19 protein-coding genes and 2 tRNA genes are annotated in these 25928 nt (G+C 54.2%); 9 read left to right on the top strand and 12 right to left on the bottom strand.

The genetic code is table 11. The features are described 5' to 3' along the window. The first annotated feature begins 279 nt into the window (after nucleotides 1–279). Nucleotides 280–1386 carry an NAD(P)H-dependent flavin oxidoreductase gene (locus tag DPF_RS03580; RefSeq protein WP_069857491.1) on the top strand — a complete coding sequence of 369 codons (1107 nt, stop codon included), beginning with the start codon at nucleotides 280–282 and terminating at the stop codon, nucleotides 1384–1386. Nucleotides 1387–1601: 215 nt separating this feature from the next. On the opposite strand, the gene groL is transcribed toward DPF_RS03580, so the two are convergent. Both groL and groES read right to left on the bottom strand, forming a co-directional pair. Beyond that, nucleotides 1602–3242, bottom strand: coding sequence for a chaperonin GroEL (gene groL / locus DPF_RS03575; RefSeq protein ID WP_069857490.1), 1641 nt, complete (start codon nucleotides 3240–3242; stop codon nucleotides 1602–1604). 115 nt (nucleotides 3243–3357) lie between these two features. Beyond that, nucleotides 3358–3648 (bottom strand): co-chaperone GroES, encoded by a 291-nt coding sequence (groES, locus tag DPF_RS03570; RefSeq protein WP_069857489.1) that lies wholly within the window; start codon nucleotides 3646–3648, stop codon nucleotides 3358–3360. Nucleotides 3649–4079: 431 nt separating this feature from the next. Here groES and serS point away from each other — a divergent pair, with 431 nt between their 5' ends. The 6 genes from serS (at nucleotide 4080) to DPF_RS03535 (ending at nucleotide 11494) form a co-directional block, all read left to right on the top strand. Beyond that, complete coding sequence (serS, locus tag DPF_RS03565) at nucleotides 4080–5357, top strand: serine--tRNA ligase (RefSeq protein WP_069857488.1); 1278 nt, start codon at nucleotides 4080–4082, stop codon at nucleotides 5355–5357. A 4-nt stretch (nucleotides 5358–5361) separates the two neighbouring features. Further along, on the top strand, nucleotides 5362–7245 hold the full coding sequence (locus tag DPF_RS03560) for a DegV family protein (protein WP_083254436.1): 1884 nt from the start codon (nucleotides 5362–5364) through the stop codon (nucleotides 7243–7245). 97 nt (nucleotides 7246–7342) lie between these two features. Continuing rightward, a tRNA-Lys gene (locus DPF_RS03555) sits at nucleotides 7343–7418 on the top strand. Nucleotides 7419–7425: 7 nt separating this feature from the next. Then, a tRNA-Glu gene (locus DPF_RS03550) sits at nucleotides 7426–7501 on the top strand. Between the two features lie 611 nt (nucleotides 7502–8112). Continuing rightward, on the top strand, nucleotides 8113–10536 hold the full coding sequence (locus tag DPF_RS03540; RefSeq protein ID WP_069857486.1) for a methyl-accepting chemotaxis protein: 2424 nt from the start codon (nucleotides 8113–8115) through the stop codon (nucleotides 10534–10536). Nucleotides 10537–10780: 244 nt separating this feature from the next. Then, a complete protein-coding gene (locus DPF_RS03535; protein WP_069857560.1) occupies nucleotides 10781–11494 on the top strand; it encodes a ZIP family metal transporter in 714 nt (237 codons plus the stop codon). Nucleotides 11495–11627: 133 nt separating this feature from the next. On the opposite strand, the gene DPF_RS03530 is transcribed toward DPF_RS03535, so the two are convergent. The 6 genes from DPF_RS03530 to DPF_RS03510 all read right to left on the bottom strand — a co-directional run bounded on the left by DPF_RS03530 (nucleotide 11628) and on the right by DPF_RS03510 (nucleotide 16331). After that, entirely contained in the window at nucleotides 11628–12905 is a 1278-nt protein-coding gene (locus DPF_RS03530) for a protein kinase domain-containing protein (RefSeq protein ID WP_069857485.1), read from the bottom strand. Between the two features lie 161 nt (nucleotides 12906–13066). Further along, entirely contained in the window at nucleotides 13067–13375 is a 309-nt protein-coding gene (locus tag DPF_RS03525) for a hypothetical protein (RefSeq protein ID WP_069857484.1), read from the bottom strand. Nucleotides 13376–13386: 11 nt separating this feature from the next. Continuing rightward, a complete protein-coding gene (locus DPF_RS03520; RefSeq protein ID WP_069857559.1) occupies nucleotides 13387–13992 on the bottom strand; it encodes a hypothetical protein in 606 nt (201 codons plus the stop codon). Next, entirely contained in the window at nucleotides 13989–14432 is a 444-nt protein-coding gene (locus DPF_RS03515) for a universal stress protein (protein WP_069857483.1), read from the bottom strand. Before DPF_RS03515 ends, DPF_RS03520 begins: the two co-directional genes overlap by 4 nt. A gap of 78 nt (nucleotides 14433–14510) precedes the next feature. Next, the gene (locus DPF_RS13995) at nucleotides 14511–14678 is read right to left on the bottom strand and encodes a hypothetical protein (protein ID WP_176724153.1); all 168 of its coding nucleotides are present in this window, start codon (nucleotides 14676–14678) and stop codon (nucleotides 14511–14513) included. Between the two features lie 12 nt (nucleotides 14679–14690). Beyond that, nucleotides 14691–16331: a YeiH family protein gene (locus tag DPF_RS03510; RefSeq protein ID WP_069857482.1), complete on the bottom strand. Its 1641-nt coding sequence runs from the start codon at nucleotides 16329–16331 to the stop codon at nucleotides 14691–14693. Between the two features lie 293 nt (nucleotides 16332–16624). Between DPF_RS03510 and DPF_RS03505 the strand changes: the two genes are divergently transcribed. Both DPF_RS03505 and DPF_RS03500 read left to right on the top strand, forming a co-directional pair. Beyond that, nucleotides 16625–19051: a c-type heme family protein gene (locus DPF_RS03505; protein ID WP_069857481.1), complete on the top strand. Its 2427-nt coding sequence runs from the start codon at nucleotides 16625–16627 to the stop codon at nucleotides 19049–19051. Beyond that, nucleotides 19048–20442 carry a sigma-54-dependent transcriptional regulator gene (locus tag DPF_RS03500; RefSeq protein WP_069857480.1) on the top strand — a complete coding sequence of 465 codons (1395 nt, stop codon included), beginning with the start codon at nucleotides 19048–19050 and terminating at the stop codon, nucleotides 20440–20442. The genes DPF_RS03505 and DPF_RS03500 overlap by 4 nt, the downstream gene beginning before the upstream one ends. Nucleotides 20443–20602: 160 nt before the next feature. Here the strand turns inward: DPF_RS03500 and clpB are convergent, their stop codons facing one another. The 4 genes from clpB to DPF_RS03480 all read right to left on the bottom strand — a co-directional run bounded on the left by clpB (nucleotide 20603) and on the right by DPF_RS03480 (nucleotide 25854). Next, nucleotides 20603–23221 (bottom strand): ATP-dependent chaperone ClpB, encoded by a 2619-nt coding sequence (gene clpB, locus DPF_RS03495; RefSeq protein ID WP_069857479.1) that lies wholly within the window; start codon nucleotides 23219–23221, stop codon nucleotides 20603–20605. A gap of 66 nt (nucleotides 23222–23287) precedes the next feature. Continuing rightward, the gene (locus DPF_RS03490; RefSeq protein ID WP_069857478.1) at nucleotides 23288–23611 is read right to left on the bottom strand and encodes a chaperone modulator CbpM; all 324 of its coding nucleotides are present in this window, start codon (nucleotides 23609–23611) and stop codon (nucleotides 23288–23290) included. A 76-nt stretch (nucleotides 23612–23687) separates the two neighbouring features. Next, the gene (locus DPF_RS03485) at nucleotides 23688–24683 is read right to left on the bottom strand and encodes a DnaJ C-terminal domain-containing protein (RefSeq protein WP_069857558.1); all 996 of its coding nucleotides are present in this window, start codon (nucleotides 24681–24683) and stop codon (nucleotides 23688–23690) included. A 358-nt stretch (nucleotides 24684–25041) separates the two neighbouring features. Beyond that, the gene (locus DPF_RS03480) at nucleotides 25042–25854 is read right to left on the bottom strand and encodes a YkgJ family cysteine cluster protein (RefSeq protein WP_083254433.1); all 813 of its coding nucleotides are present in this window, start codon (nucleotides 25852–25854) and stop codon (nucleotides 25042–25044) included. Nucleotides 25855–25928 lie beyond the last annotated feature (74 nt).

Below are 25928 nucleotides of genomic sequence, written 5' to 3'. Positions count from 1 at the left end.
GCGTGATCCTCCTTTTGTCCGGATCCATTGCCGCCAACCCAAGGTCTGGAAACCCAGGCCTTGTGCCTGTTATTTCCCCACGCCCAGTTTCCCCTGTTTTTTGACCAACCGCTTGACCCGCTTTTCGTTTTCAGGTATATAAAAACAGATATATTAAATATTCACTTAATTTGTCTGCTTGACTATTCTTGATATCAGATACAGCATGGCAAACAAGTTAAGTGAACGCTCAATCAGAACAACGTGCCGGCCCCCACTTCCGGCAAAGGAGTCGCAACCATGACACTACTTCCAGAACTCAAGATCGGCGATGTGATCGCCAAAATACCGATTATTCAAGGCGGCATGGGCGTAGGCATTTCCCTGTCCGGCCTGGCCTCGGCCGTTGCCAGGGAAGGCGGCATAGGGGTCATTGCTGCTGCCATGATCGGCATGTGCGAGAAGGATATCGGTTCCCATTACCGCCAGGCCAACATCCGCGCACTGACCAGAGAAATCCGCAAGGCTCGAGAAAAGACCTCGGGCATTATCGGGGTCAACATCATGGTCGCCCTGAACAATTTCAGCGACATGGTAACCACTGCGATCAAGGAAAAGGCGGACGTCATTTTTTCCGGAGCAGGACTGCCCCTGGATCTGCCCAAATACCTTTCCGCAGATACCAAAACCAAGCTGGTGCCCATTGTGTCCTCGGGACGGGCGGCCAAGATCATTTGCAAAAAATGGCTTTCCCGTTTCAAATATCTGCCCGACGGGTTCGTTGTCGAAGGTCCCAAGGCCGGTGGACATCTGGGATACAAACCCGAAGAAATCGATGACCCGGCCTACTGCCTGGAAAAGACGCTTCCGGATGTTATCCGGGCAGTGGCACCCTTTCGTACACAGGAAAAACAGATACCGGTCATTGCGGCTGGCGGCGTGTACGACGGCGAAGACATCCTCAAATTCCTCAAGCTCGGGGCTTCGGGCGTACAGATGGGAACGAGATTCGTGGCCACCCATGAATGTGATGCTGATCTGGCCTTCAAACAGGCCATGGTCGATGCAAAGGAAGAAGACCTGGAGATCATTCAGAGTCCGGTGGGCATGCCCGGACGGGCCATCAGAAATACCTTTCTGGAAGATGTGAAAAACGGCATGCGCAAACCCTTCAAATGTCCCTTCCACTGCATACGAACCTGTGATCACACCAAGAGTCCGTATTGCATCGCCAAGGCCCTGGTGAATGCCAAAAAGGGACATCTCAAGCACGGTTTTGCCTTTGCCGGCTCCAATGCCCCCCGGGTCAAGGGGATTGTTTCCGTGCATGAGCTGTTCGAAAGTTTGAAGCGCGAGTTTGCCGAGGCCCTCAAGCGTGCCCCGGAACTTGTGTCCACGGCATCCTGATCACAATCACTTTCTCTTGCAGGTGTTTTCTCCTGGAGAGGGATTCAGACCATACAGGAGATATCAAGCAGGAAGGGCCATGAGGTACAGCCCCGGCCATGCAACAAGTCTGATCACTGTTTGTACCAAGAGTTCTCATAACCAATGCAAAAAAGCCGGCCCCTTGCAGGGACCGGCTTTTTTGCATTGCATCAGCGAGAAACGGTCAAACAGGCTTACATCATGCCGCCCATGCCGCCCATGCCGCCACCGGGCATTGCAGGCATGTCGTTCTTTTCTTCGGGCTTCTCGGCAATGGCAGCCTCGGTGGTCAACAACAGGGAGGCCACGGAAGCAGCGTTCTGCAAAGCAGTCCTGGTAACCTTCTTGGGATCGATGACGCCGACCTTGACCAGATCCTCGAACTCACCGGTCGCGGCGTTGAAACCGTAATCATCCTTGCCGTTGCGTACGCTTTCAACGATTACAGCACCTTCAAAACCTGCGTTGGCGCAGATCTGACGGATGGGAGCTTCCAGGGCGCGGCGGACGACTTCGACACCAGCGGTTTCATCGTCATCAGCAGCCTTGACATCGCCAAGCACCTTCTGGGCACGAACCAGGGCAACACCACCACCAGGAACAATGCCTTCCTCAACAGCGGCACGGGTGGCGTTCAAAGCGTCTTCCACACGGGCCTTCTTTTCCTTCATCTCGGTTTCCGTGGCAGCGCCGACATTGATTACGGCCACACCACCGACGATCTTGGCCAGACGTTCCTGGAGCTTCTCACGATCGTAATCGGAAGTGGTTTCCTCGATCTCCGAACGGATCTGCTTGACACGGGCCTTGATATCCTCGGCCTTGCCTGCACCATCAACAATGGTGGAGGTTTCCTTGTCAATGACAACACGCTTGGCGCTGCCAAGATCGTTCAGAGTGATGTTCTCGAGCTTGATACCCAGGTCTTCGGAGACAACCTGACCGCCGGTGAGCACGGCGATATCCTGGAGCATGGCCTTTCTTCTCTCGCCAAAGCCGGGAGCCTTGACAGCCACAACATTCAGAGTGCCACGCAGCTTGTTCACAACCAGAGTGGCCAGGGCTTCGCCTTCGATGTCTTCGGCAATGATCACCAGAGGCTTGCTCATCTTGGCGACCTGCTCCAGAACGGGCAGAAGTTCCTTCATGCTGGAGATCTTCTTTTCGTTGATCAGGATCAGGGGCTCTTCCATCTCGCAAACCATCTTGTCCGGATTGGTCACGAAGTAGGGAGACAGGTAGCCACGATCAAACTGCATACCCTCGACAACGTCCAGAGTGGTGTCAAAGCCTTTGGCTTCTTCAACCGTGATGACGCCTTCCTTGCCAACCTTGTCCATGGCCTCGGCAATGATGTTGCCGATGGTGGCGTCGTTGTTGGCGGAAATGGTACCGACCTGAGCGATTTCCTTGGGGTCGCGGGTGGGTTTGGCAACCCTGTCCAGTTCGGCGACAATGACTTCAACAGCCTTGTCGATACCGCGTTTGATGGACATGGGATTGCGGCCTGCAGCAACCAGCTTGACGCCTTCCTTGAAGATGGCCTGGGCCAGGATGGTCGCGGTTGTGGTACCGTCACCAGCAACATCGGAAGTCTTGGAAGCAACTTCCTTGACCAACTGGGCGCCCATGTTCTCGAACTTGTCTTCCAGCTCGATTTCCTTGGCTACAGTTACACCATCCTTGGTGATGATGGGTGCGCCAAAAGATTTTTCAATAACAACATTACGGCCCTTAGGGCCAAGGGTAACCTTGACGGCATCGGCCAGCTGATCCAGGCCGAGTTTGAGGCTTTCTCTAGCCTTTTCTTCGAATTTGATAATTTTGGAAGCCATTGTATCTCTCTCCTTTGTTGGGATCGAAGTAATAAACCATGAAACAGATGCTCCCATGGCGCAGTATCAACTGCCATGGGGCCGACCTTTCATTTTCAGAAGTTCCTTCTTAGTGCTATGCCTCGATAACAGCCAGAATGTCATCTTCGCGCATGATCAAGAGTTCCTCGCCATCGATCTTGACCTCGGTACCGGCGTACTTGTTGAAAATAACCTCGTCGCCTTCCTTCACGCCCATGGGGATGAGCTTGCCATCATCAGCGGTTTTGCCGGGACCGGCAGCCTGGACCTTGCCCTTGATGGGTTTTTCCTTGGCACTGTCAGGGATGATGATGCCCCCCTTGGTTACTTCCTCTTCCTCTACCCGTTTTACCAGGATGCGATCATGAAGCGGTCTGAGTTTCATTGTTTGTTCCTCCAAAATAAGGTTGATTGATAACGAAGATTGTTAGCACTCGATTAACTCAAGTGCTAACAGAAACGGATTGTAAGCATCACAAAGGAAATTTCAAGGGCTATTTTCAAAAAACAAACATTTTTTTCAACCTGTCGTGTCCTGTTTCCAGCTCCAGGCCAATAATTACTAATCATTTCGCCAAAAAACTCAACGAACCTTCATTTTCTTCTTTTTTTCAAAAAATCGACACCTGCCTCAACGACATTTTTTTTGACAAAACCGCCATATTTGGGCAAACAAAATGGCCGTGTTGCGGGTGGCCTTTTCCACGTTTCCCATGGTAGGCCACCTGCTTGTTTGTGCAATCATGATTTTTTAGTGAATGATGGAACCCCACCTTTCCTCCGATCTCATGCCTTACCCGCCAGGAGTTGACGTTCATGCTCGATCTCAAATTTGTACGTGGTCATGTCGACCAGGTTGCCGCAGCCTTGAAAACAAGGAACGCTTCCATTGACATCGAATCCTTTCTGGAGACGGATTCCAGACGAAGAAAACTTTTGGCCGAGGTGGAAGATCTCAAAAGCCTCCGGAACAAGGCATCTGCCGAGGTTGCCCAAAAAAAACGCAACAAGGAAGACGCCTCGGAACTGCTCAAGGAACTCTCCGGGGTATCCGCTCGCATCAAACAGCTGGATGAGGAGCTCAAGGCCGTTGATGCGACAACCAAGGCCTTTTTGCTGACCATCCCCAACATGCCCCACGCAGACGTTCCCGTGGGCCGGGACGAGAACGACAACCGGGAGGAAAAGGTCTGGGGGAACAAGCCGGAGTTTGCATTCACTCCCAAGGAACATTGGGAAATCGGCACCGCTCTTGGAGGCCTTGATTTCCCCAGGGCGGCCAAACTCACGGGCAGTCGATTCGTGGTGCTCAAGGATTGGGCCGCGCGCATGGAACGGGCCCTGACCAGCTTCATGATTGATGTGCACACCCTGGAACACGGGTACACCGAGGTCATGCCTCCAGCCATCATCAACAAGACATCCCTTCTCGGCACGGGTCAGCTGCCCAAATTTGCCGATGACCTGTTCAAACTGGAACAGAGCGATTACTATCTCATTCCCACGGCCGAAGTACCCCTGACCAACCTCTTTCGGGATGAAATCCTCGAAGAGGATGATCTGCCCACGGCGCTGACCGCGTTCACTCCCTGTTTCAGATCCGAAGCCGGGTCATACGGCAAGGATACCAAAGGCATCATCCGGCAGCACCAGTTCGACAAGGTGGAAATGGTCAGGATCGCCCATCCGGATCACTCCTATGAAGATCTCGAACTTCTCCTTGGCCATGCCGAAGCCATTCTGCAGAAACTCGGACTCCATTACAGGGTGGTGACCCTGTGCACGGGCGACCTGGGGTTTTCCGCGGCCAAAACCTATGATATAGAAGTGTGGCTTCCTGGACAAAACAAATACCGGGAGATATCCTCCTGTTCCAATTGCGAAGACTTTCAGGCCAGACGGGCCAACATCCGGTTCAGGCCCAAAGGCAGTTCCAAAAACCGCCTGGTCCATACGTTGAACGGATCGGGACTGGCCGTTGGCCGAACCATGGTCGCCATTCTCGAAAATTATCAACGGGAAGACGGTTCCGTCGTCATCCCGGACATCCTTCGCCCCTACATGGGGGGAACCGATATCATCTACCCAGGATAGTACATTGGCAGACAACGAAACTCCCAACACGCCTCATTCCTCTGAAAACGACGAAACCACGTCGGCAAAGATGGAAGCCGCCCTCGGAAAGATCAAGTATCTGAACGGAGTCAGGCTTCAACGAGCCATTGTGGCTGGAGCTGACTGGGTCGTGGCCATGCAGAAGCATCTTGATGCCATCAATGTCTTCCCTGTTCCCGACGGAGACACGGGAAGCAACATGGCCGCGACCATGAAAAGCATTGCCGAACGAGCCAAAGAAAATATCGACAAGTCTCTGAATCGGGTCAGCAATGCCCTTGCCGATTCCGCCCTCATGGGTGCCAAAGGCAATTCCGGAGCCATTCTCGCCCAGTTTTTCCAAGGCCTTGCCGAAGGACTCAAGGATCACCGCAAGGTAACCACCGAACGATTCGGGCAAGCCGTCCACGTGGCCGCTCAAAGGGCCCAGGAAGCCATTTCATCACCCAAGGAAGGAACCATCCTGACCGTGATCCGGGAATGGTCAGACAGGGTCCGGGAAAATTGCAAGAAAACAACGGATTTTGACGAACTGCTTCGGGACTCCCTGGACTGGGCCCAGAAGGCACTGGATCGCACTCCTGAACAGCTGGCATCACTGAAAAAGGCCGGTGTCGTGGATGCAGGAGCTCAGGGATTTGTGTACATGCTTGAAGGCATTGTCACGTTCATGGAAAAGGGTGATTTGGCGGCCTCCCGGCAGAACGCCCAGAAACAGGCCTCAGCAAACCTCCCGCTCATTGGCGAAGACTTTTTTGACGACCATGAAAATTCACCATTCAGATACTGCACCGAATGTCTTGTTGTAGGGCAAGGCATTGATATCCGCAAACTGAGAACAGACCTCGAAGGCCTTGGTGATTCCCTTATTGTCGCAGGTTCTTCCACCAAGGCCAAAGTGCACATCCATACCAACCACCCGGCCGATATCTTCAAAATCGTGGCCCGGGAAGGGGAATTTCGCGAACAGAAAATCGACGACATGGAACAGCAAAACCATGACGCCCATCGTTCGGACAAGGCCCGCGTCGCCATTGTTACGGACACGGGATGCGATATTCCCCAGGACTTGTGCGAAAAATACAACATCCATTTCATCCATCACAGTCTCGTGTTCGGCGATAACGAGACCTATCTGGACAAACAGGGAATCCACCGGGACGATTTCTATGCCAGGCTGTGCGATTTCAAAACCCCCATAAAGACCTCTCAGCCCACGCCTTCCCAGTTCAAGCGCATGTATTCCTTTTTGCTCAAATACTATGATGCATGCGTCTCCATCCATCTGCCACCGGCCCATAGCGGCACCATTCACGGAGCTCGCCGAATAGCCTCGGGATACAATGACAAGGTCAGTATTGTCGACAGTACCTGCAATTCCATGGCCATGGGTCTGGTCGTTCTGGAAGCCGCTAAGGCAGCCGCCCAGGGTATGAGTCAGCAGGAAGTCGTGCAGGTGGCCGAGAAGGCCGCTAGCAAGGCCAGGGCCTTTTTCTGCTTCGACACCCTCAAATACCATCTCCGGGGGGGCAGATTAAGCAATTCAGCAGGCAAACTTGCTTCCATTCTGCAACTTCGCCCGATTATTACCTTCAAGGAAGATGGTACGGTCAAACTCGACGGCGTTGGATTTTCCAGACACGGCGTGCGTAAAAAAACCTGGGCCAAGGCCCGCAAAGCAGCCATGGGAAAAAAGAACCTGCAATTCGTTGTAGCCCATGCCAATAATCCCCAATTGGCGGCATGGTTTGTCCAGAACATCCGGAAAACCTTTGACACGGACGATATTCCGGTTGTCGAGGCCTCTTACACCTTGGTAAGCCACGCAGGTCCGGGCGCAGCCGGCATAGGATTCATCGGAGACTAGACAGCGCATCCCTGCCAAGACGTATAATTTTCATTTTCCCGCAGGTTTCGCCTTGACAGGCACTGCTCGAATCTATAGAAGCTGTTTCTCGCAGCACGGGCCGTTAACTCAGTTGGTAGAGTATCTGCCTTTTAAGCAGAGAGTCGCAAGTTCGAGCCTTGCACGGCCCACCACCTCAATGTCCCCATCGTCTAGTGGCCTAGGACGCCGGCCTCTCACGCCGGTAACGCGGGTTCAAACCCCGCTGGGGACGCCAGATAATGAAAGGCCTTACGCAGATGCGTAAGGCCTTTTTCTTTAAGTACCTTGTACCCGTTTGAAAGCTTGGCCCCCCTGTTTTTCCCACCTCCCGTGCTGACAAGACATACAGATTGTCCACTGCCCTGTGCCAAGGCCCCTGAGGAGCGTTGGCAACACAAGAGGTCAGAGGCATGCAGGCTGCATGAAGCTGTCTCGTCATCATGGCCTGTCAGTTGATTGTGATCATCCGGGCGAATGATTCGCGTCCTCCGCGTTGGTATGGCACAAGAAACAATCAATATTGTGAATTTTATAACTTGCGTCCATAATACCAACACTTTTTCGGGCAATCCCAAAATCGTCCATATCTATATGAAATCAAAACAATAACCAGGCAAACTTTTCTTTTTTCTAAAAACATGCCTGGTTTGTCCCTTTTTACGCATGTTCTTATCGGCACATGCGTTGGCAGCATTGTACAGCCCTTGCATCATTCTATAACTGGCCATCGATTGTGCATGATCGCTCAAGCCATAAAAAAGTGCTTGTGCACGTCCCATGGTTCGCGTTTGGACCATGATCTCTTTTTTCCATTAAGTGCGTTACACGATCATGAGGGAGGGTGGAATGAGTATCCGGTTGAAAATTGCTTTGGTTCTTGGTGGTGCTGTGGTCCTGCTCGGCCTGGTGGCATACTGGCTTGTTGGACGGGAACTTGATCACCTGCATCGTCAGGGACTGACCCACACCATGGAACAAAAGGCGCACGAAGTGGTCAATGCCATTAATGCCGCTTCATTGCAGGCACGCAACCAAGCGGCCATGTTCAGCACACTCCCCCAAGTGGTGGAGGCCTATCATGTCGCCGGATCCGGGAACATGGACGACGCAGCATCCCCCCAGAGCCAAAAGGCTCGGGACATGCTGCGTCGCGAACTGGCCCCGATCATGGCCGGATTCCAATCAGTGACAGGCAAACCGCTACGTCTTCATTTCCACTTACCCAACGGTCGCAGCCTGGTTCGCATGTGGCGCAAGCAGCAAACCAAGGTAAACGGCACATGGATGGACATCTCGGACGATCTCTCGTCATTTCGCCAGACCGTGCTGGACGTGAATCGCCAATACCAACCCATGCAGGGCATTGAGCTTGGTCGCGGCGGCTTTGCCATCCGCGGTCTTTCACCGGTGAAGGATGATCACGGTAGCCATCTCGGCTCCGTGGAAGTGCTCATCGACTTCAATCCCATCATGGAAGCCGCCGGATCAAGCGACAGAAGCAGTATGCGCCTGTACATGAACGCCGAATACCTGGACATCACCACCCGCCTTCAGGACCCTCAAAAAAATCCCCGGGTGGGCAACCATTTCGTGCTCGTTACCGGAGCAGATAATCCCGCTTTGGACGGCCTGATTACCGAGGACCTGCTGCTTCAAGGCAAGCAGGGCCTCGTTGTCGAGGAAAAGGGAGAAGAGGCCCTTTCCGCCTTTCCCATCCGCGATTACAAGGGCGACCAGATCGGTGTCATGGTCTACGCCCTGAACATCTCCTCGGACAACGCCATCATCCAGGCCGCAGGCACCCGCTTCAGTGGTATTTTGCTCGCCCTGCTGGTCCTGCCCTTGCTGCTCATTACCCTTTTGCTGACCCGCTCGGTCATCCGCCCGGTAAAGACAATCATCGCCAAGATTGAAGACATCCGCCACGACCGCGCCAACCTTTCCGACCGTATCAATGCCCATCAACACGACGAAATTGGCGAGTTGGCAGAATCCTTCAACGCGCTCATGAAAAAAATCGCGACCTTGCTCACCGAAGCCCAGGGCTACATGAACATGCTCAATGCCGTGCCGGATCCCATTTTTGCCGTAGATGACGACTTCCGCATCCTCATGGCCAACCAGGCCACGGAAAAAATGCTTGGCAAAAAGGTAGACCAGTTGCTTGGTGCCCGCTGCGCCGATACTTTCCGCACAGAGGTCTGCGAGACCCCCAATTGCCCCATCACCCAGGCCAAAAAGAGCCAGAGCCTTGTGCAATCGGAAATTCTCGCCATAGGCACCCCTGACAAACCAATCTACATTCAGCCCTTGGCTGACGTGATCCGGGACAAAAACGGCCAGCACATCGGGTATGTGGAGGTGGCACGCGAGGTCACCGACCTGGTACGCAAGGAACACGAGCTCAGCCAAAACATGCACCGGCTGGAAGACATCAACCAGGGCATTGAAGCGGCTGCAGGACATATTGCCGAATCTGCAGACCAGTTTACAATCAACTTCCGGAACATGAGCCAGGGGTCTGAAATCCAGCGCAACCGCGTGGCTGAAACAGCCACGGCCATGGAAGAAATGAACGCCACCGTATTGGAAGTTGCCCGGGGAGCCTCCAGTGCCGCAGAACAGGCCGACGCTGCCCGCCAAAAGGCCATGGCAGGATCAGAAATTGTAAAACAGGCCATCTCCGCTATAACCGAAGTCCAGGACAAGGCCCTGGTCATGAAACGCAATATGTCCAAGCTGGGCGAACAGGCAGCTGGCATTGGCAAGGTCATGAACGTTATCAACGATATTGCAGATCAGACCAATCTGCTGGCCCTTAATGCAGCCATTGAAGCTGCCCGGGCAGGTGAAGCTGGAAGAGGCTTTGCCGTGGTTGCCGACGAAGTCCGCAAACTGGCCGAAAAAACCATGGAAGCCACCCGGGAAGTTGGCGAGGCCATTCGGACCATTCAGGCGGGCACGGAAAACAACGTGACTGACGTGGACAATGCGGTACATTCCGTGGAAAACGCCACAAACCTTGCCTCCCAGTCCGGAAGCGCGCTGGAAGAAATCGTGGGCATTGTGATCTCCACCAATGATCAGGTTCAGGCCATTGCCACAGCCGCGGAACAGCAGTCAGCCACCAGTGAACAAATCAGCCGGGCCATTGCAGAAGTCAATGAGGTGGCCAACTCCACGGCTCAAGCCATTGAGGAATCTTCAGAAACCCTTGAAGAACTCACCCAACTGGCCCGTCGTCTTAAAGACCAGGCCACAGCCCCCTGATCCATATTCCTGTATAAAAAAGAAAACGGGGCGGCATCCTGTGCCGTCCCGTTTTTTTCATTAAGCTGATCATCAACCCAAGAGATGCCTGTCATCACAAGAATCAGACGCCATCAACCCCCAACCGCGTCTGTCCAAACCACTTAAAATGGGGTATGCCAGCACCGACAACCAGGCAGGCATAAGGTTTCCAGACGTCAACCTGATTGTTGTCATACAAACAACTATTTCCCCGGAGGAAACCATGCATCCGCTGTTTTTGGTCATTGCATCAACCCTCCTGGCTGGTCTGGCCATGCCGATAGGCGCGGCCTTTGCCTCGCGTGAACAATTCAAACCGGAATGGCTTGAAAAAGAGTTCCGTCATGGCGTCATGGCCTTTGGAGGGGGTGCGCTTCTGTCTGCAGTTGCCCTTGTTCTGGTGCCCGAGGGAATCACCCGTTTTAAACCCTGGTCCGCTTCCCTCTTCTTTATAGCTGGCGGACTGAGCTTTATGTTCGTTGATATCATCCTCAAAAAAATAGATACCGCTGCAAGTCAACTGACTGCCATGCTTTCCGATTTTATACCCGAGTCAATTGCCCTGGGCGCTGCGTTCGCCACAGGCAAAAGCAGTGTGTTTGTACTTGCCGGTTTGATAGCCTTGCAAAATCTTCCGGAGGGGTTCAATGCCTATTGTGAACTCAAAGCGTCTTCTTCATACAGTTCACGAACAATCGTACTCATCTTTGCCGTGATGGCCCTACTCGGCCCCCTGGTGGGTGTGTCCGGGTACCTGTGGTTGCAGGATAATCCCGCCATTGTTGCCGCCATCATGCTTTTTGCATCCGGCGGCATTCTCTATTCCATATTTCAGGATATTGCCCCACAGGCAAAACTCGAAACATACTGGGCCCCTCCCATGGGCGCTGTTTTGGGATTTGTTCTGGGTATGGCCGGATTCATGATGACGCCATAACAGAACCCCGGCATTGACTGTCCAGGCTGATGGCCGTTCCCAACGTTTCAGGGTGAGATGAAGGACATCTCCGAGGAGTTGTCCCGACCAGGAATCAGATCAGAACGGATCTCAGGGCCATCCGAGGCAGGCATCAAATAATATGGGTGATACCGATATTCTCACGGGCTGTCTGGCGCTTAAGACACCGACAAAACACGCTGCCAGGCCTGGATGTCGCCTTCCCGAGAAAGACCTGCATGGGACGATATTGTCTGATCAGTTTCAGGGCCGTGTATTCCGGAACAATCGTTTCCAAAAGGCGCAGACTCCATATAAGATGATGCCTGCGGCACCGTATCAGCCCCTGGGCCAGCTTGCGGTAGAGACTGCCCTTGAAACGCTCCAGATGACCGCTTGGCAGGTTCCCGGGAACCAGACCCACAAACAGAAAAAGGGAGGGTTCTGCCAAAGCCTGCTCTATGGCGGCATCAAACAAGGAGGCTGCTCGCTCGTCTCCCTTGATGAAGACCATGATGCGCTGCCGATGACGATTGTTGAAACGAAGCGGGGGCAACACGATCTGTGTGTCCTGGTCGTCCCATTCACCATACTCGGCCAGAATGCTGGCAACCTCATGGGCGGTGGGACGATTGGCAGGATTTCCGGCCATACAGGCCGTGATGCCGTCATACAATGAGGGCGGAACTTCCCGGACAGGTGGCAGGGTATCAGGGAGAATATCCCACGGGATACGCTTTCTGATCAATAATTTCAGCCTGTTAAACGGCGGTCTGTCAGCCAGAAGAAGGTAGAGAAGCCCTCCCAGGGCATACATATCCTTTGCAGGACCGGATTTTTTCCCGTGCAAGGCTTCAGGCGAGGCATAAGCCGGGGACCCGCAGGGTGGCATGGAGTCGTTCCAGAAATCATCCCACCGTTCATGGCAGGCAGCGCCAAAGTCGCTGATCTGAATGTTTTTTTCGCTTATCCAGACACAGGATGAAGAAAGGTTTCTGTGGATGATGCCCGCATCATGCAGACGGGCCATGCATCTGGCCAGACCAAGGCCCACGCCGATCCGGGCCGGCAGGTTCCTGGGTTTGGCCCGAAGCCATGCATACAGGGGAACACCTTCGGGCCAGGGAGCGATCACCCCGCCCCGCCATTCGTCACATGGCCAGATGTATCCGTCTATTTGAGGGAGTTCGATGAAACGCGCCTCGTTTTGCCAACGCAGAAAGGCGTTGGTATTCAGGCAGTAGAATTGCTTGAGCAGATAGGGTTTGCAGCGCCTTCGGCCGAGATACTGCAGGTTGAAGCGCCCTCGATTGATCTGGCCGGAGACAAGAACTCCGCAGATGGAATCTCCCGCACACAACGGCATCGGAAGACTCTCTCGAAAGGCGATATTTTCCAGGGCGCTCCACATGCTTCCTCCGATCATCCCGAACCGGGTATGGGCGAGAGCTCAGTCTGGACAGACAAAACGGGTAGTGCACAGCATAAGTAGCACAACTCACCCGGGCTGCCAACGCCCAAGACAATGCGGAGGGAAAAAGCATGGAGTCAAAGGAGACTCCTGAAGGAGGGCTAGAATCCTGATTGGCTCTGAATTTCGGATTCCCGATAGCCAAGATAATCGTCGCGTCGCACAACAGCGTACACCAAGGCCGCCAGGGTTGTGCACACAAAGGTACCCACAAGGACCGGAGAGGTCCAATCCACATCCAGCCACCAGTCACCAGAAGGTTCATGCACCACGGTCAGAAACACACCAGGCCAGTCGTTGACCACTCCGAGGTATTGGTAGAGCAGCGTAAACCCCCATGTAAGGTAGGTCATGGCCCCCAGCCCCACGATAAAATGGCGGAACATGTTCTTGAGTCGTTTGGTATGCATCTCTCAATCTCCTAAGCGCCGTAATAAAACCAGCCAACCCCAAGAATAATGATGAGCAGGCATTCGAGCACGGTCAGCTTGAACATGAATCCGCAGATCCTGCGCTGGGTCGGATTCATGGTCAACATCACCTTGTTCATGAAAAAACGCCACACGCGATGCTTCAAGCCGTTGGTTTCATACAACCGATAGTATTCACGCAGGCTGGGCAGCCAGTATTGCATGGTCCTGGCAGCATCTTCCCCTGAAAACGAACCGTTCTTTTCTTCCACGCTAAAAGACAAACAGGTATTCTGTCCATTCTCGCATGAACGGGCGGCCAGGGTCAGGCCGATCTCCGGGAAAACAGCCCTGAACGTTCCTTGACCCGCGATGATCTGGGGCGTGGTCCTGAAGTCTGTCTCCACAAGCACGTCTTCCACGGGAAAACCTGTCCCCTTGTTCTTGTCAATGTGCCAATGCGGGTTCAGCCGCATGAGGGTTTTGCTCTGGAGTTGTTCCCAAAAAGACGCATTCCAAGGCAGGTTGGTTTCCATCCAGACATTGGCCCGGGGGAGTTCACTCACGGGCGCATGGGCCCGCTCCCGACGATCTATAGTCTCAGCTGCATAGGTCATGGCGCCACCACCAAAGGGCATGGCATCTGCGGATGCAGACGCTTGTTTTCAAAACGGTCCTTGAAGCCGGGAGCCTGTTCCTGCTGCCAGGCGCCCATGATCACCACATCGGCATCCACCTCTCTGGCTGCCTCGGCAAGCACATCTTCGAGCTTGCCTGCCTTGCTCAAAAAATCGATTTCAACACCCTGGAATTCATCGCGCAGTCGATCCCAGAGCTGACCGATCTCCTTGGATATTTCGCCAGCAACATAGGCCCCGAAGGTGTTGCGTGTGGTGGAGGTATTCAGCCAGTCGTCGCAGGTCATGTCACCCCAGGCCTCGTTGATAATGGACAGGATGGTGACCTTTGCGCCGTAGCGATGGGCCCATTCAAGGGCAAGGGCTTCTGCCTTGCGGGCACCGGGCGTTCCGTGTGTGGTGAGTAGAATATGCTTCATTACGGGAAGTCTTCTTTGGTATCCGTTTGCGGCGGGGGCCAAGCCCCCACCGCAAACGTTTTCATTGATAGGGTTTAATTAAACCATCCACTTGGTGAACAGCAGAACCAGGAAGGTTACCACAAGAACCAGACCAAGGGCGGTGAGGTCCTCGTTTTTCTCGGAAGCGAACACGGACAGGGCACGCTCTTCGTTTTGTTCCTGATCGGAATTCTTGACTTCGCACTTGATATCGGATTGTGCCATGATCTTTCTCCTTTAGTGAAGGACAACGTCTTTGACAAAGTACATAACGACAATGAAGGACAAAGTGGCCTTGGCCATGCCGGAAATGCCACCCATGACCAGCGGCCATCCACCTGCCTGGGCCAGGGACTTACGGGTGATCTGCATACCCAGTCCAATAAGGCCGTACGCAAAGAACCAGATCATGCAATCGGTCAGGGTGACAACGGTTTTGGACTTCTTCTGAACCTGCTTGACCGCATGCTTGATGGCAGAGGTAACCTCTGCGGACAGGGTCAATTCACCACCCTTGACCCGGGCAAGGATGGATTCCAGGCCGCGCATGCGCTCACGGGCGGTCTCGTCAAAGACCTTTTTGTTGTCGCGATCTTCAAAGTTACCAGCAATCTGATGCTGTTTGACAAGATCATCAAAGGCAGCCTGTTCTTCGGCATTCAGACCGGGGATGCCGGCAAGCTGGGCATTCTGGAGTACAGTCAATTCCTCGGGAGTGACCTCTGTACGCTGGTTGTAGCTGAAATCGAGGTACTTGCCCTTGTAGTGGTCCGCAGGCGAGAAGACACCCAAAGAGGACATGAAGAAAAGCAACAGGAACCCGAGAATAAAAATGGGAAACTTGTCGATGACAACTTCCTTGAAGGACAGTTTCTGGCCGGACTGCTTGCCAAACCAGGTGGCCAGCAGCAGAACGATGACCGGCAGGAACAGAACACGGGTGATGTTGAAAATTTCACCGACCTTCAGGGTCTTGATATCCACGGCGTTGAATGCCAAGCAGGCGGCTGCAACCTGAGCGGAATTCAGGATGCCGGTACCGGCCCAGGCACCGAACTGGGTCGCGTTCATGCCCGCGAGCTTACCAATGGTCGGGAAGGCAAACATGCACAGGATACCAAAACCGAGGATGGTACCAATGGTGTAGGCCATTTCGGAACACTTGGCCTTGACAACCGGAGCACAGGCAACCGTTGCCGAAACACCGCACACGCCCATGCCCGCAGAAAGAACACCGGTCATGGACTTGGGCTGCTTGAAAACCTTGCCCAGAAACAGGACGAAAAACACAGTACCCAGAACAAAAAAGCCGATCATCCAGATGGAAACCATACCCAGCTTGGCCAATTCAGCAAAGGAGTACCGTGCACCGAGCAGAATGACTCCCATCTTGAGCACAAAACGGGCGGTTTTAACACCGGAAGCGGCAAACTTGGGGATGCCCCAGCTGTTGGTGATGATGATACCAACAATAATACCCAGGACGACGTAGTTCAGGTTCAAAACCTTGTGGATCTTGAATCCGAGTACCGGAACCAAAGAAGAACTCATCATGATGACCAAGGGCTCGGCAAACCAACGGATACCCATGGCCAGTGACAGAATGAACAATACGCCCGGAATGGTCTCCAACACGAAGACATCAAATTTTCCCAGTGGTTTGTCCATACGTGACTGACGCAAAATAGCCGTGATCACACCAAGACCGCCGCCAATAAACGCAAGGCTCTCCATCAGATCGATGGCTTTGTGAACCTTGAACGTGGTCAGCAGACCAGTAAGTACTCCGGAAGATACAAGCAGTCCGAAGCACAACAGTATTCCACTCATGATCCAGGTGGGGGTGTTGTCGGGACGTCCGACACTAACATTTGACATGACTCAACCTCTCCTTATTTGGGTTAACATGGGTGTTGTCGAACCCAAATACAGCAAGGCGTATACCAAGAGTTGTCATACACGATATCTATTTGATATAAAACAAATTTTCATTTTTCCGTAACCCTGGTCCTGCTAACTCGAATTAGCAGTTTGCAATCCCGGGTTGGCGTTTCCCCCTCTCGACCCAATGGTTGGATAAAAAGGTAAAAATACGTTACCCACGGTCTTCTGCAGCCCGCCATGGATGTTGAAGGCATATACCCAAAGGGCACTTGCCCGGAGAACCTACCGTGTTTGGTCCAAAAAATTTACAGGCAAAATTCTTCCTGGGGCTCGGCCTCATTGTCCTGCTCTTGGGGATGTTTTTCGCCTCGAGCCTTTATTTTCATCTCAGTTCACTCCTGGAAAGCCAGGTCAGGGACAAGGCCGATCTTGTCTTTCGCCAGGTTTCAAGCGTTCAGCAATATGTGCGTGAGACATTGCGCCCCACCCTCTACCAGGAATTGCCGGAAGGTGATTTCATCATCGAGGCCATGTCTTCATCCTACATATCCCGGGCCATTATGGACCAGCTGAACATGCCCCACTCCGAATACCATTATCGTCGAGTGGCCGAGAACGCGCGCAATCCCCTGTTCGAGATCAATGCGGATGAAAAGGAACTGCTCACCTACTTTCGCAAGCATCCCGGACAGAAATACTGGCAGGGATTTCGTCAGGTGGAAGGCAAGGAATACTTTGTCAAGGCCAGACCCGTCGTGTTCAAGGAATCCTGTCTGACCTGTCATGGCAACCCCGAAGATTCCCCTCCTGTCCTGCTGGAACGCTACGGGACCCAACGGGGATTTGGGCACACCAGGGATCACGTGGCCGGGCTGGTGGTCGTCGGGGTTCCTGTTGATGGGGCCATGGCCAAAATCCGCAACGCCACCAAGGGCTATGCCGCCTTGTACGGCCTGGGCGTATTGTTCTTCTTTGGTCTGGTCCAGGTATTCTTCAATCGACTGATCGCAACCAACCTGCAGAGGCTATCCAACAAATTTCGAACGCTTTTTCAGAAAGATGCGGAACTGGGGACCCTTGAGAAGCTCGACAACGTGGACGAAATTGAAGAGATGGTCCAAGGCCTTGAGGAACTTGGCGATCATATTCATGAAATACACAACCAGTTGCGTCAGCACTCTGAAAATCTGGAATACATGGTGGAAGCCCGCACCAGTGAATTGAAAATCGAAGCCGAGGAGCGACGCACCGACGTGGCCCTGTTTGTCCAATTGCTTGATGGTCTCAACAAGAGCAACACCCGGCGGGAGATGTGGCGCTACTCTCTGCCGATCATTGTCAGACGGTTCAGGGCCAGAAACGGCAGTTTCATCTGCATGCTTGCCTCTCAATCCTACTACACCTGGCCCGAGAATACTCCCAAGCCCCGGCTCCCTGACAACTGGAAGGAAATTCTCACCGAATTCAATCCCTATTTCGAACCGGGCAAGGTATTTATTCCGGTTGGCGCTTCCAGGACATCTTCCGAAGGCATTCTCTGTCTCACCTGGGATGAAGGTTCCCGGATATCCGCCCAGGACCGCGATATCCTGCGGGCCCTGGGCCAGCAATTGGGCATTGCCATGGAAAATCTGAATGCCCTGCATAATCTGCTCTGGCAAAAGGACATGCTGCAAGCCGTTGTCGAGGGCATTGGCGATCCCCTGCTGCTCATGGACAGTTCCGGCAATGTGGTCCTGGCCAATGAAGCGGCCCGGAACCTTTCCCGATCATTTGGCGGCCACATTACCGATGAAGGATGTGCCGCCTTGTTCAGGCAAAAGGGGCTGTTTGCAGACTGCCCGCTTCAGGTGGCACTGGAGTCGGGAACGTCCATGAACCGCGAGGTGCAAACCGAAGATGGCAGGTTCTTTTCCGTCAACGTGTTTCCCGTGTCCGAAGGGACGCCCGGGGAGGGACGTGCCGTTGTCTATGTTCGGGATGTGACCCAGGAAAAACAAATGCTTGCTTCCATGCAGCAAAGCGAAAAGCTGGCCACTGTCGGTCAGCTGGCTGCAGGCCTGGCCCATGAAATCAACAATCCCCTCGGCGTGATCAGATGCTATGCCGAACTCCTCAAGGGCAATGCCTCGGGCGATGACCAGATGCGTGATGTGGAGGTGATCATCAAGCATGCAGCACAGGCTGAAAACGTGTTGCAGGATCTGCTCAACTTTGCGCGGCCCAAAAAGGCCGAGCCTGTCATGCTTGATATCGGCAAGGCCCTGAAAAATGCCCTGAGCGTATTCCGCGTTCAGGCGGAAAAAAAGAATATCAAACTGGAATCGGTTATTGATGATGCCCTTCCCGCCATTCTGGCCAACGAGCAGGCCGTGGAGCAGATTTTTGCCAACCTGCTCAAAAACGCCCTGGATGCCGTGCCCCAGGACAAGGGACGAATAACCGCTTCTGCGAGTTTTGATCCGGACAGCAGCAGCATCCGCATTTGTGTGGCCGACAATGGCCCCGGCATTGCAAAAGAACATAGTAAAAAATTGTTCGATCCCTTTTTTTCCACCAAGGAAGTGGGCATGGGTACAGGGCTCGGATTGGCCGTGGTCTACGGCCTTGTCCAGGAAATGGGCGGAACCATTACAATCAAAAACAACGGCGGGGCCATGTTCATCATTGTCCTGCCCGTCACCAAAGGTGACCACGATGGAGGTAATGCTTGAAGAATCCCGTTGGTATCCTGATAGTAGACGATGAAAAGGATTTCGCTGTCGGCCTTGCCCGTCTGCTTGGACGCGAATATCCGGATGAACGAATCGTTGCCGCCCTATCCGGACATGAAGCACTTGATTTTCTGCGTAACGGCGGATTCGGGCTCATGCTGACGGACCTGAATATGCCCGGCAAGGACGGCGTGACCCTACTCAGGGAGGCCAAGGAGGAATTTCCCGATCTCAGTGTGGTCATGCTCACGGCCTACGGTACCGTGGAGACAGCCGTGGATGCTCTTAAAATCGGCGCCTACGACTTTCTGACCAAACCGGTTGAACCTGCCAAACTCTTCCAGGTGGTTGAACGCGGGCTGGAACGGAGCCGTCTTCTGGTGGAAAACGCCCGGTTGCAGGAAGTCATTGCCCAGCAATGCGGCACCCATGAACTGGTCGGAGAAAGCAAGGCCATTGTGCGGCTCAAGGAAACACTGGCTGCCGTAGCCCTGTCCGATTACACCGTGCTCATCCGCGGGGAATCAGGTACCGGCAAGGAGTTGGTGGCCCGGACCATCCACAAATTGAGCAGTCGCAAGAATCGCCCCATGCTCACGGTGAACTGTCCGGCCATTCCCGACCAATTGCTCGAAAGCGAATTGTTCGGCCATGTCAAGGGGGCCTTTACCGGAGCCGACCGCGACCGCAAGGGCATTTTTGTTACTGCAGACGGCGGCACCCTCCTGCTGGATGAAATCGGCGACATCTCACCGGGCATACAAACAAAACTCCTTCGTGCCCTCCAGGATGGAGAGATCCGACCCGTGGGCTCAAGCACGCCCATTTCCGTGAATGTTCGCATCCTGGCCTCCACCAACCAGCCCCTGGAGGACAAGATCAAGGGCAATAGTTTTCGCGAAGACCTCTACTACCGGCTCAATGTGCTCAACCTGAACGTTCCCTCATTGCGGGAGCGCAAGGGGGATATTGCCCTGCTGGCTCACCACTTTCTGCAGACCGCATGCAAGGAGATGCATGCAGAACCCAAAAAGCTTTCCCCCGAGGCTGTCGCCTATCTGACCACCCAACCATGGCCCGGCAATGTCCGAGAACTACAGAATTTCATTCGCAGACTGGCTGTTTTTTCATCGTCAGAAATCATCGACATGGCCCACATCCGTCTGGTCGAAGGGCTGGATGGCACGCCCGGGGAAACCTCCCGGGAACTCTCGCCCTACAAGGAAGCCAAGGAAAAGGTGGTGGACGACTTTACCCGAGCGTATACCGAGGAACTGCTCGTCATGGCACATGGGAATATTTCCGAGGCCGCCCGGCAAAGCGGGCTTTCCCGGGTGGCGCTGCAAAAAATCCTCAAACGCCTGAACATACATGCCCCCCAGTTCAAGTAACCCTTTTTCCACCTCAGGCCCGGACTTTACCCGACCCCCATCTTCCTAAAACGCCCCGTGACGGCTAACCGTCACGGGGCGTTTTCTCCAATGCCATCAGGGCATCAACCGGCACAACAAACAGATTCTGCCGGATGCAAACCGGGATCATTGTTCTGAATCAGGCGTCGCGCTGCTCACTTCTGACCACCAACCCGTTTTCATCGCTGTCTATGACCACCTGGCTTCTTTCAAGCAGGTGCCCTCCAATGATCTCCTTGGCCAGAGGTGTTTCAATATGCGCCTGGAGATACCGGTGCAGAGGTCTGGCACCATAAACCGGATCATAGGCCTCGGTGGCAATGAAATCCCTGGCACGATCCGTGAGCGTCAGGCCGATTTTGCGCTCTTCAAGCCGCTCCTGCAGACCCATCAGCAGCAGATCAATGATCTTCTTGATCTCATCCTTGAGAAGCGGCTTGAACAGGACGATCTCATCCACACGGTTCAGGAATTCCGGTCGAAAATGCCCGCGCAGGGTTTGCAGAACCTGTTCCCTGACCCCTTCGGCCAACTCGCCTTCCGGGGTAATCCCCTCAAGCAGAATGGTTGACCCCATATTCGAGGTCATGATGATGATCGTGTTCTTGAAATCCACGGTTCTGCCGTGGCTGTCGGTCAACCGTCCGTCGTCCAGGATCTGGAGCAGGACATTGAACACATCGGGATGGGCCTTTTCAATCTCGTCGAACAGAACCACGCTATAGGGCTTGCGCCGAACCGCTTCAGTGAGCTGGCCGCCCTCGTCATATCCCACGTATCCCGGAGGAGCGCCGATAAGCCGGGCCACGGTGTGTTTTTCCATATATTCGGACATGTCCAGCCGAACCATGTTCTCTACGGTGTCAAACAGGGTCCGGGCCAACGTCTTGGACAACTCGGTCTTGCCCACGCCCGTGGGCCCGAGAAACATGAACGAGCCAATGGGACGATTGGGATCCTTGAGTCCTGCCCGGGCCCGAAGGACCGCGTCTGCCACCGCGTCCACGGCCTCGTCCTGACCAATGACCCGCTGGTGCAAAATACCCCCGAGCTTGAGCAGCTTTTCCCGCTCTCCCTCCACCAGCTTGTCCACGGGAATGTGCGTCCACTTGGCCACGATCTGAGCAATATCGTCGGGTCCGACCTCTTCCTTGAGCAGACGCGTGCCCTCGCCGTCCTGCACGACGGCGTCCTCACTGGCCTGGAGCTGCCGGGTCAGCTGGGCCAGACGGCCGTACTCCAGTTCGGCGGCCCGATTGAGATCGTAGTTGCGCTTGGCCTCATCAATGGCCAGCCGGGTTTGTTCGATCTCTTTTTTCAAATTCTTGAGCCCGTTGATGCTTTGTTTCTCCTTTTCCCACTGGGCCATGAGCACGCTTTGGCGTTCACGGATTTCGGCAAGCTCCTTTTCCAACCGTTCCAGGCGTTCCTTGGAAGCCGCATCCGTCTCCTTGCGCAGGGCTTCGCGCTCAATCTCCAACTGCATCATCTTCCGGTTGACCTCGTCCAGCTCTGTGGGCAGGGAGTCGATCTCCGTACGGATCATGGCTGCGGCCTCATCCACCAGATCAATGGCCTTGTCGGGAAGCTGGCGGTCGGTGATGTATCGGCTGGACAGGGTGGCTGCGTTGACCAGGGCGCTGTCACTGATGCGCACCCCGTGATGCACCTCAAAGCGTTCCTTGAGACCGCGCAGAATGGAAACAGCGTCCTCCACCGACGGCTCATCAACCATGACCGGCTGAAAACGTCTTTCCAGGGCCGGATCCTTCTCAATATACTTGCGGTACTCATCTATGGTGGTTGCACCGATGCAGTGCAGTTCACCACGGGCGAGCATGGGCTTGAGCAGGTTGCCCGCGTCCATGGCTCCTTCGGCCTTGCCCGCGCCCACAATGGTGTGGATTTCGTCGATGAACAGGATGATCCGTCCTTCGGATTTCTGCACCTCCTTGAGCACGGCTTTGAGACGTTCCTCGAACTCTCCCCGATACTTGGCACCGGCAATGAGCGATCCCATATCCAGGGCAAACAGGGTCTTGTCCTTGAGCCCTTCGGGTACATCCTGTTTGAGAATGCGCTGGGCCAGCCCCTCGACAATGGCGGTCTTACCCACACCGGCTTCACCAATGAGCACGGGATTGTTCTTGGTCCGGCGAGAAAGAATGCGGATACATCGCCGAATTTCTCCATCCCGACCAATGACAGGATCAAGCTTGCCCTGCCGGGCCTCTTCCACAAGATCCCGACCGTATTTCTTCAGGGCGTCATAGGTTTCCTCGGGATTGGCCGAGGTCACCCGCTGGTTTCCCCGTACCTCGGTCATGGTCTGGAGAATTTTGTCCTTGTCCATCTTGAATTGTGCATTGACCTTGCCAATGGGTGTGGAAGGTCCCTCATCCAGCAGGGCAAGAAAAATATGCTCCACGCTGACATACTCGTCCTTCATCTTGCCGGCCAGATCCAGGGCCTTTAAAAGGGCGGAGTTGACCCGCTGGCTCACGTAGATATTTCCCGGGGCCCCGGTTGGGGTGCTGACCTTGGGGCGACGGCCCAGCTCCTGTTCCACGGCCTTGGCATAGGCCGCAGGATCGTATCCGGCCTTTTCCAAAAGCACGCCCACAAGGCCCTGTTCCTGGGTGATAAGGGCAAGGAGCAAATGCTCCACATCCACTTCCTGATGGCCAAAGCGAATGGCAACGTTTTGTGCCTGGGAAATGGCTTCCTGTGATTTCTGGGTAAATTTGTTTAAATCCATGATAAATACCTCGCTTGCTGGATGCACTGATGGCGCTGAATGCGCCATGCCCGTGCATGCCGCCTTTTAGCGTGTTCCCCTGATCCGTTGGAGCTCCTTTTCCAGAAATTCGACCCGCTGCAACAGATCAACAATAATGGTCACTCCTACCGCAGTCAGGTCAAAATCCCTGTACAACCGGGCCGCCTTGCGGATGCGGGGGATATCCTTTGTCTGGAACAAAACCTCATTCTGGGCGGTCCTCTCAACACAGACCCAATCGCTTTCCACAAATTCCTGCAACAATTCGGGACGAATCCTGGTTGCTTCCACGAACTCCTTCCAGCAAACCCTGGACGATTGCGCCGGGACCGTGGACCCTGGTCGAGGTGTTATGGTTTTCTCATTCATGATGACAATAACCTCCGGTTCCTTTGGGAAAGATCGACAAACAGCAGGGAAGAGCATTCACGTGCAAACTCGAGGATCATCCTCGGGGATCAAAATGCGATGTCTGGGCGATCTTCTCCCAAAGGGCTCGTTCCTGGTCGGAAAGATGTTTGGGAGTCTTGATGACAACCTGAACCATCTGATCGCCCTTGGTGGAACCGCTGCCAAGGCCCTTGCCCTTGATGCGCATTTTCTGGCCACTGCTGATGCCTGCCGGGATGTTCATGTTCACGGCACCATCCAGGGTGGGCACCCGAAGCTTGGTGCCGAGCACGGCCTCCCAGGGGGCCAGAAACAGCTCATGGATGACAGTCTTCCCGTCAACCTTGAAATGGGGATGATCGGCAATGCGAATCTTCAGGTAAAGATCTCCGGCCGGTCCTCCGCCCACGCCGGGATTGCCCTGACCCGACAAACGGATTTTGGAACCGTTTTTGACTCCCTGGGGGATATGCACTTCCAGGGTCTTGGTCCGCATCCGGGGCATACCGCTTGAGGTGGGAACCTGCTCCTGCAGGGAAATGGACTTTTTACCCCCGTGATAGGCCTCTTCAAGACTCAGCGTAATCTCGACCTCGGCGTCGCGCCCCTTGCGGGGCATGCCCGCCCCGGAGCCAAAGGGACTCCCCGAAAAACCGCCTCCAGGTCCCTGACCTGAAAACCGGCCGCCCTGGCTGGAAAATCCACCAAAGCCGCCGCCAAAAATGGTCTCGAAAAAATCACTAAAACCCGAATCACCAAATCCCTGGCCGCCACCAAAATGGATGTTCTCAAACCCCGGAGGCGGCTGAAAATTCTGCCCGTCCTTCCAGTTGGGCCCCAGGGAATCGTAGAGTTTCCTTTTTTCCGGGTCCTTGAGAACATCATGGGCTTCGTTGATTTCCTTGAATTTCTTTTCCGCATCAGGATCATTGGGGTTCAGGTCGGGATGGTATTTCCGGGCCAGTTTCTTGAAAGCCCTGGAAATCTCTTCCTTGGACGCTGTCTTGGAAACCCCGAGCAGCTTGTAGTAGTCTTTATATTCAACACCCATAGCAGGCTTCTCCTTGTTGTTCCCCGTGTGCCCGTGTTCCGGCATGGCCCTGAATCCTGCGTCCAGGACAGCAATCCTCGCAGGACCTTCAGGGGACCGGGCGCACGGCTCGTGTTGCCGATCCTTGATAACCCTTTGTAAGGTAAGAACCTTGCACTCATAGTCAAGATTCTGACGGAGATATTATTGATTCGGATTCCATTCCCTTGCCCTCTTGCGGGCCCGGGCATGTCTTCCTTGCAGCGAGAACGCCCTCACCCCCTGTCAGGCCTGAAGCCAGACAAGTTACGCCTTTGTACCGGCCTTGATGACCAGAGAAGTAAGATCACCGCATAGCGACATGCTGCAAAATCGCGAGCTACCTGTTTGCAAAATGCCCCAAAAAATCCTGCGAACCCAACCAGGGATCATATCCCAAAACCGCCCTGAAAAGGGGACGACCCAAAAAACACTCCACAATATTCTCCTGCAATCCGGCCTGCTCCACAACAACTTCCCGGAAGCTGAGATCATACAGGCAAAGATCAATGAGTTCCTGACGCGTGGCAGCACTCTGCATGTCCCCTTCCCGTATGAGAGCGGCTACCCGGTCCAGACCGCATTGTTCCTCGTGAAGATGGATCAATTGGGCCATGGCCGAATCCTCGGCAACAAGATGGGCCCGTGTCAGCCGATCGTCCCGTTGCATGAGTTCCTCCATGGGACCGGTATCCCAGCACATGAGCGTACGGCACTCCAGAGGACGATTCTGGTAGATCCGACATCCCTTTGCCTGGGGATCGTACAGACAACACTCCCAGCTGCCCCCCTTGCCCCGAATCTTGATCAATTCCCGCTCAAGGGGAGCCACCCGCTGACCAAGCTGATCAAAGGCGAATTCGCCCTTGCGGAAACAAACCAGATCACCCGGCTCAAGGACCCTGGATTCAATAAGTTGTTTATCCTCCACATGCAGCCCCGGGCCTCCCTTATGACAGCACGTGCCACATCTGATACACTCCTTTCTGGTTACAGGCACCCCTTTTCTCCTTGAGAAGCTAGCTTGTTTGCACCAACGGTCCGCCAGAAACTTCCTGCAAGACCCGTTTTCACCCTGACGCCACCAGCGTATCCCGGATCGTCCGGAAACCTGATGGACATGTTGACTTTGCTTGTTGCCGCGGCTATGCATTTACTTTTATCAAAGAGCAAGTATCCATTTTGAATGGATGCATGACCATCACAACAGCAAACACGGGTACCATC

Origin of the sequence: Desulfoplanes formicivorans, assembly GCF_001748225.1 — a bacterium.
Lineage (GTDB): Bacteria > Desulfobacterota > Desulfovibrionia > Desulfovibrionales > Desulfomicrobiaceae > Desulfoplanes > Desulfoplanes formicivorans.
This window is presented reverse-complemented; position numbering and strand designations above follow the sequence as displayed.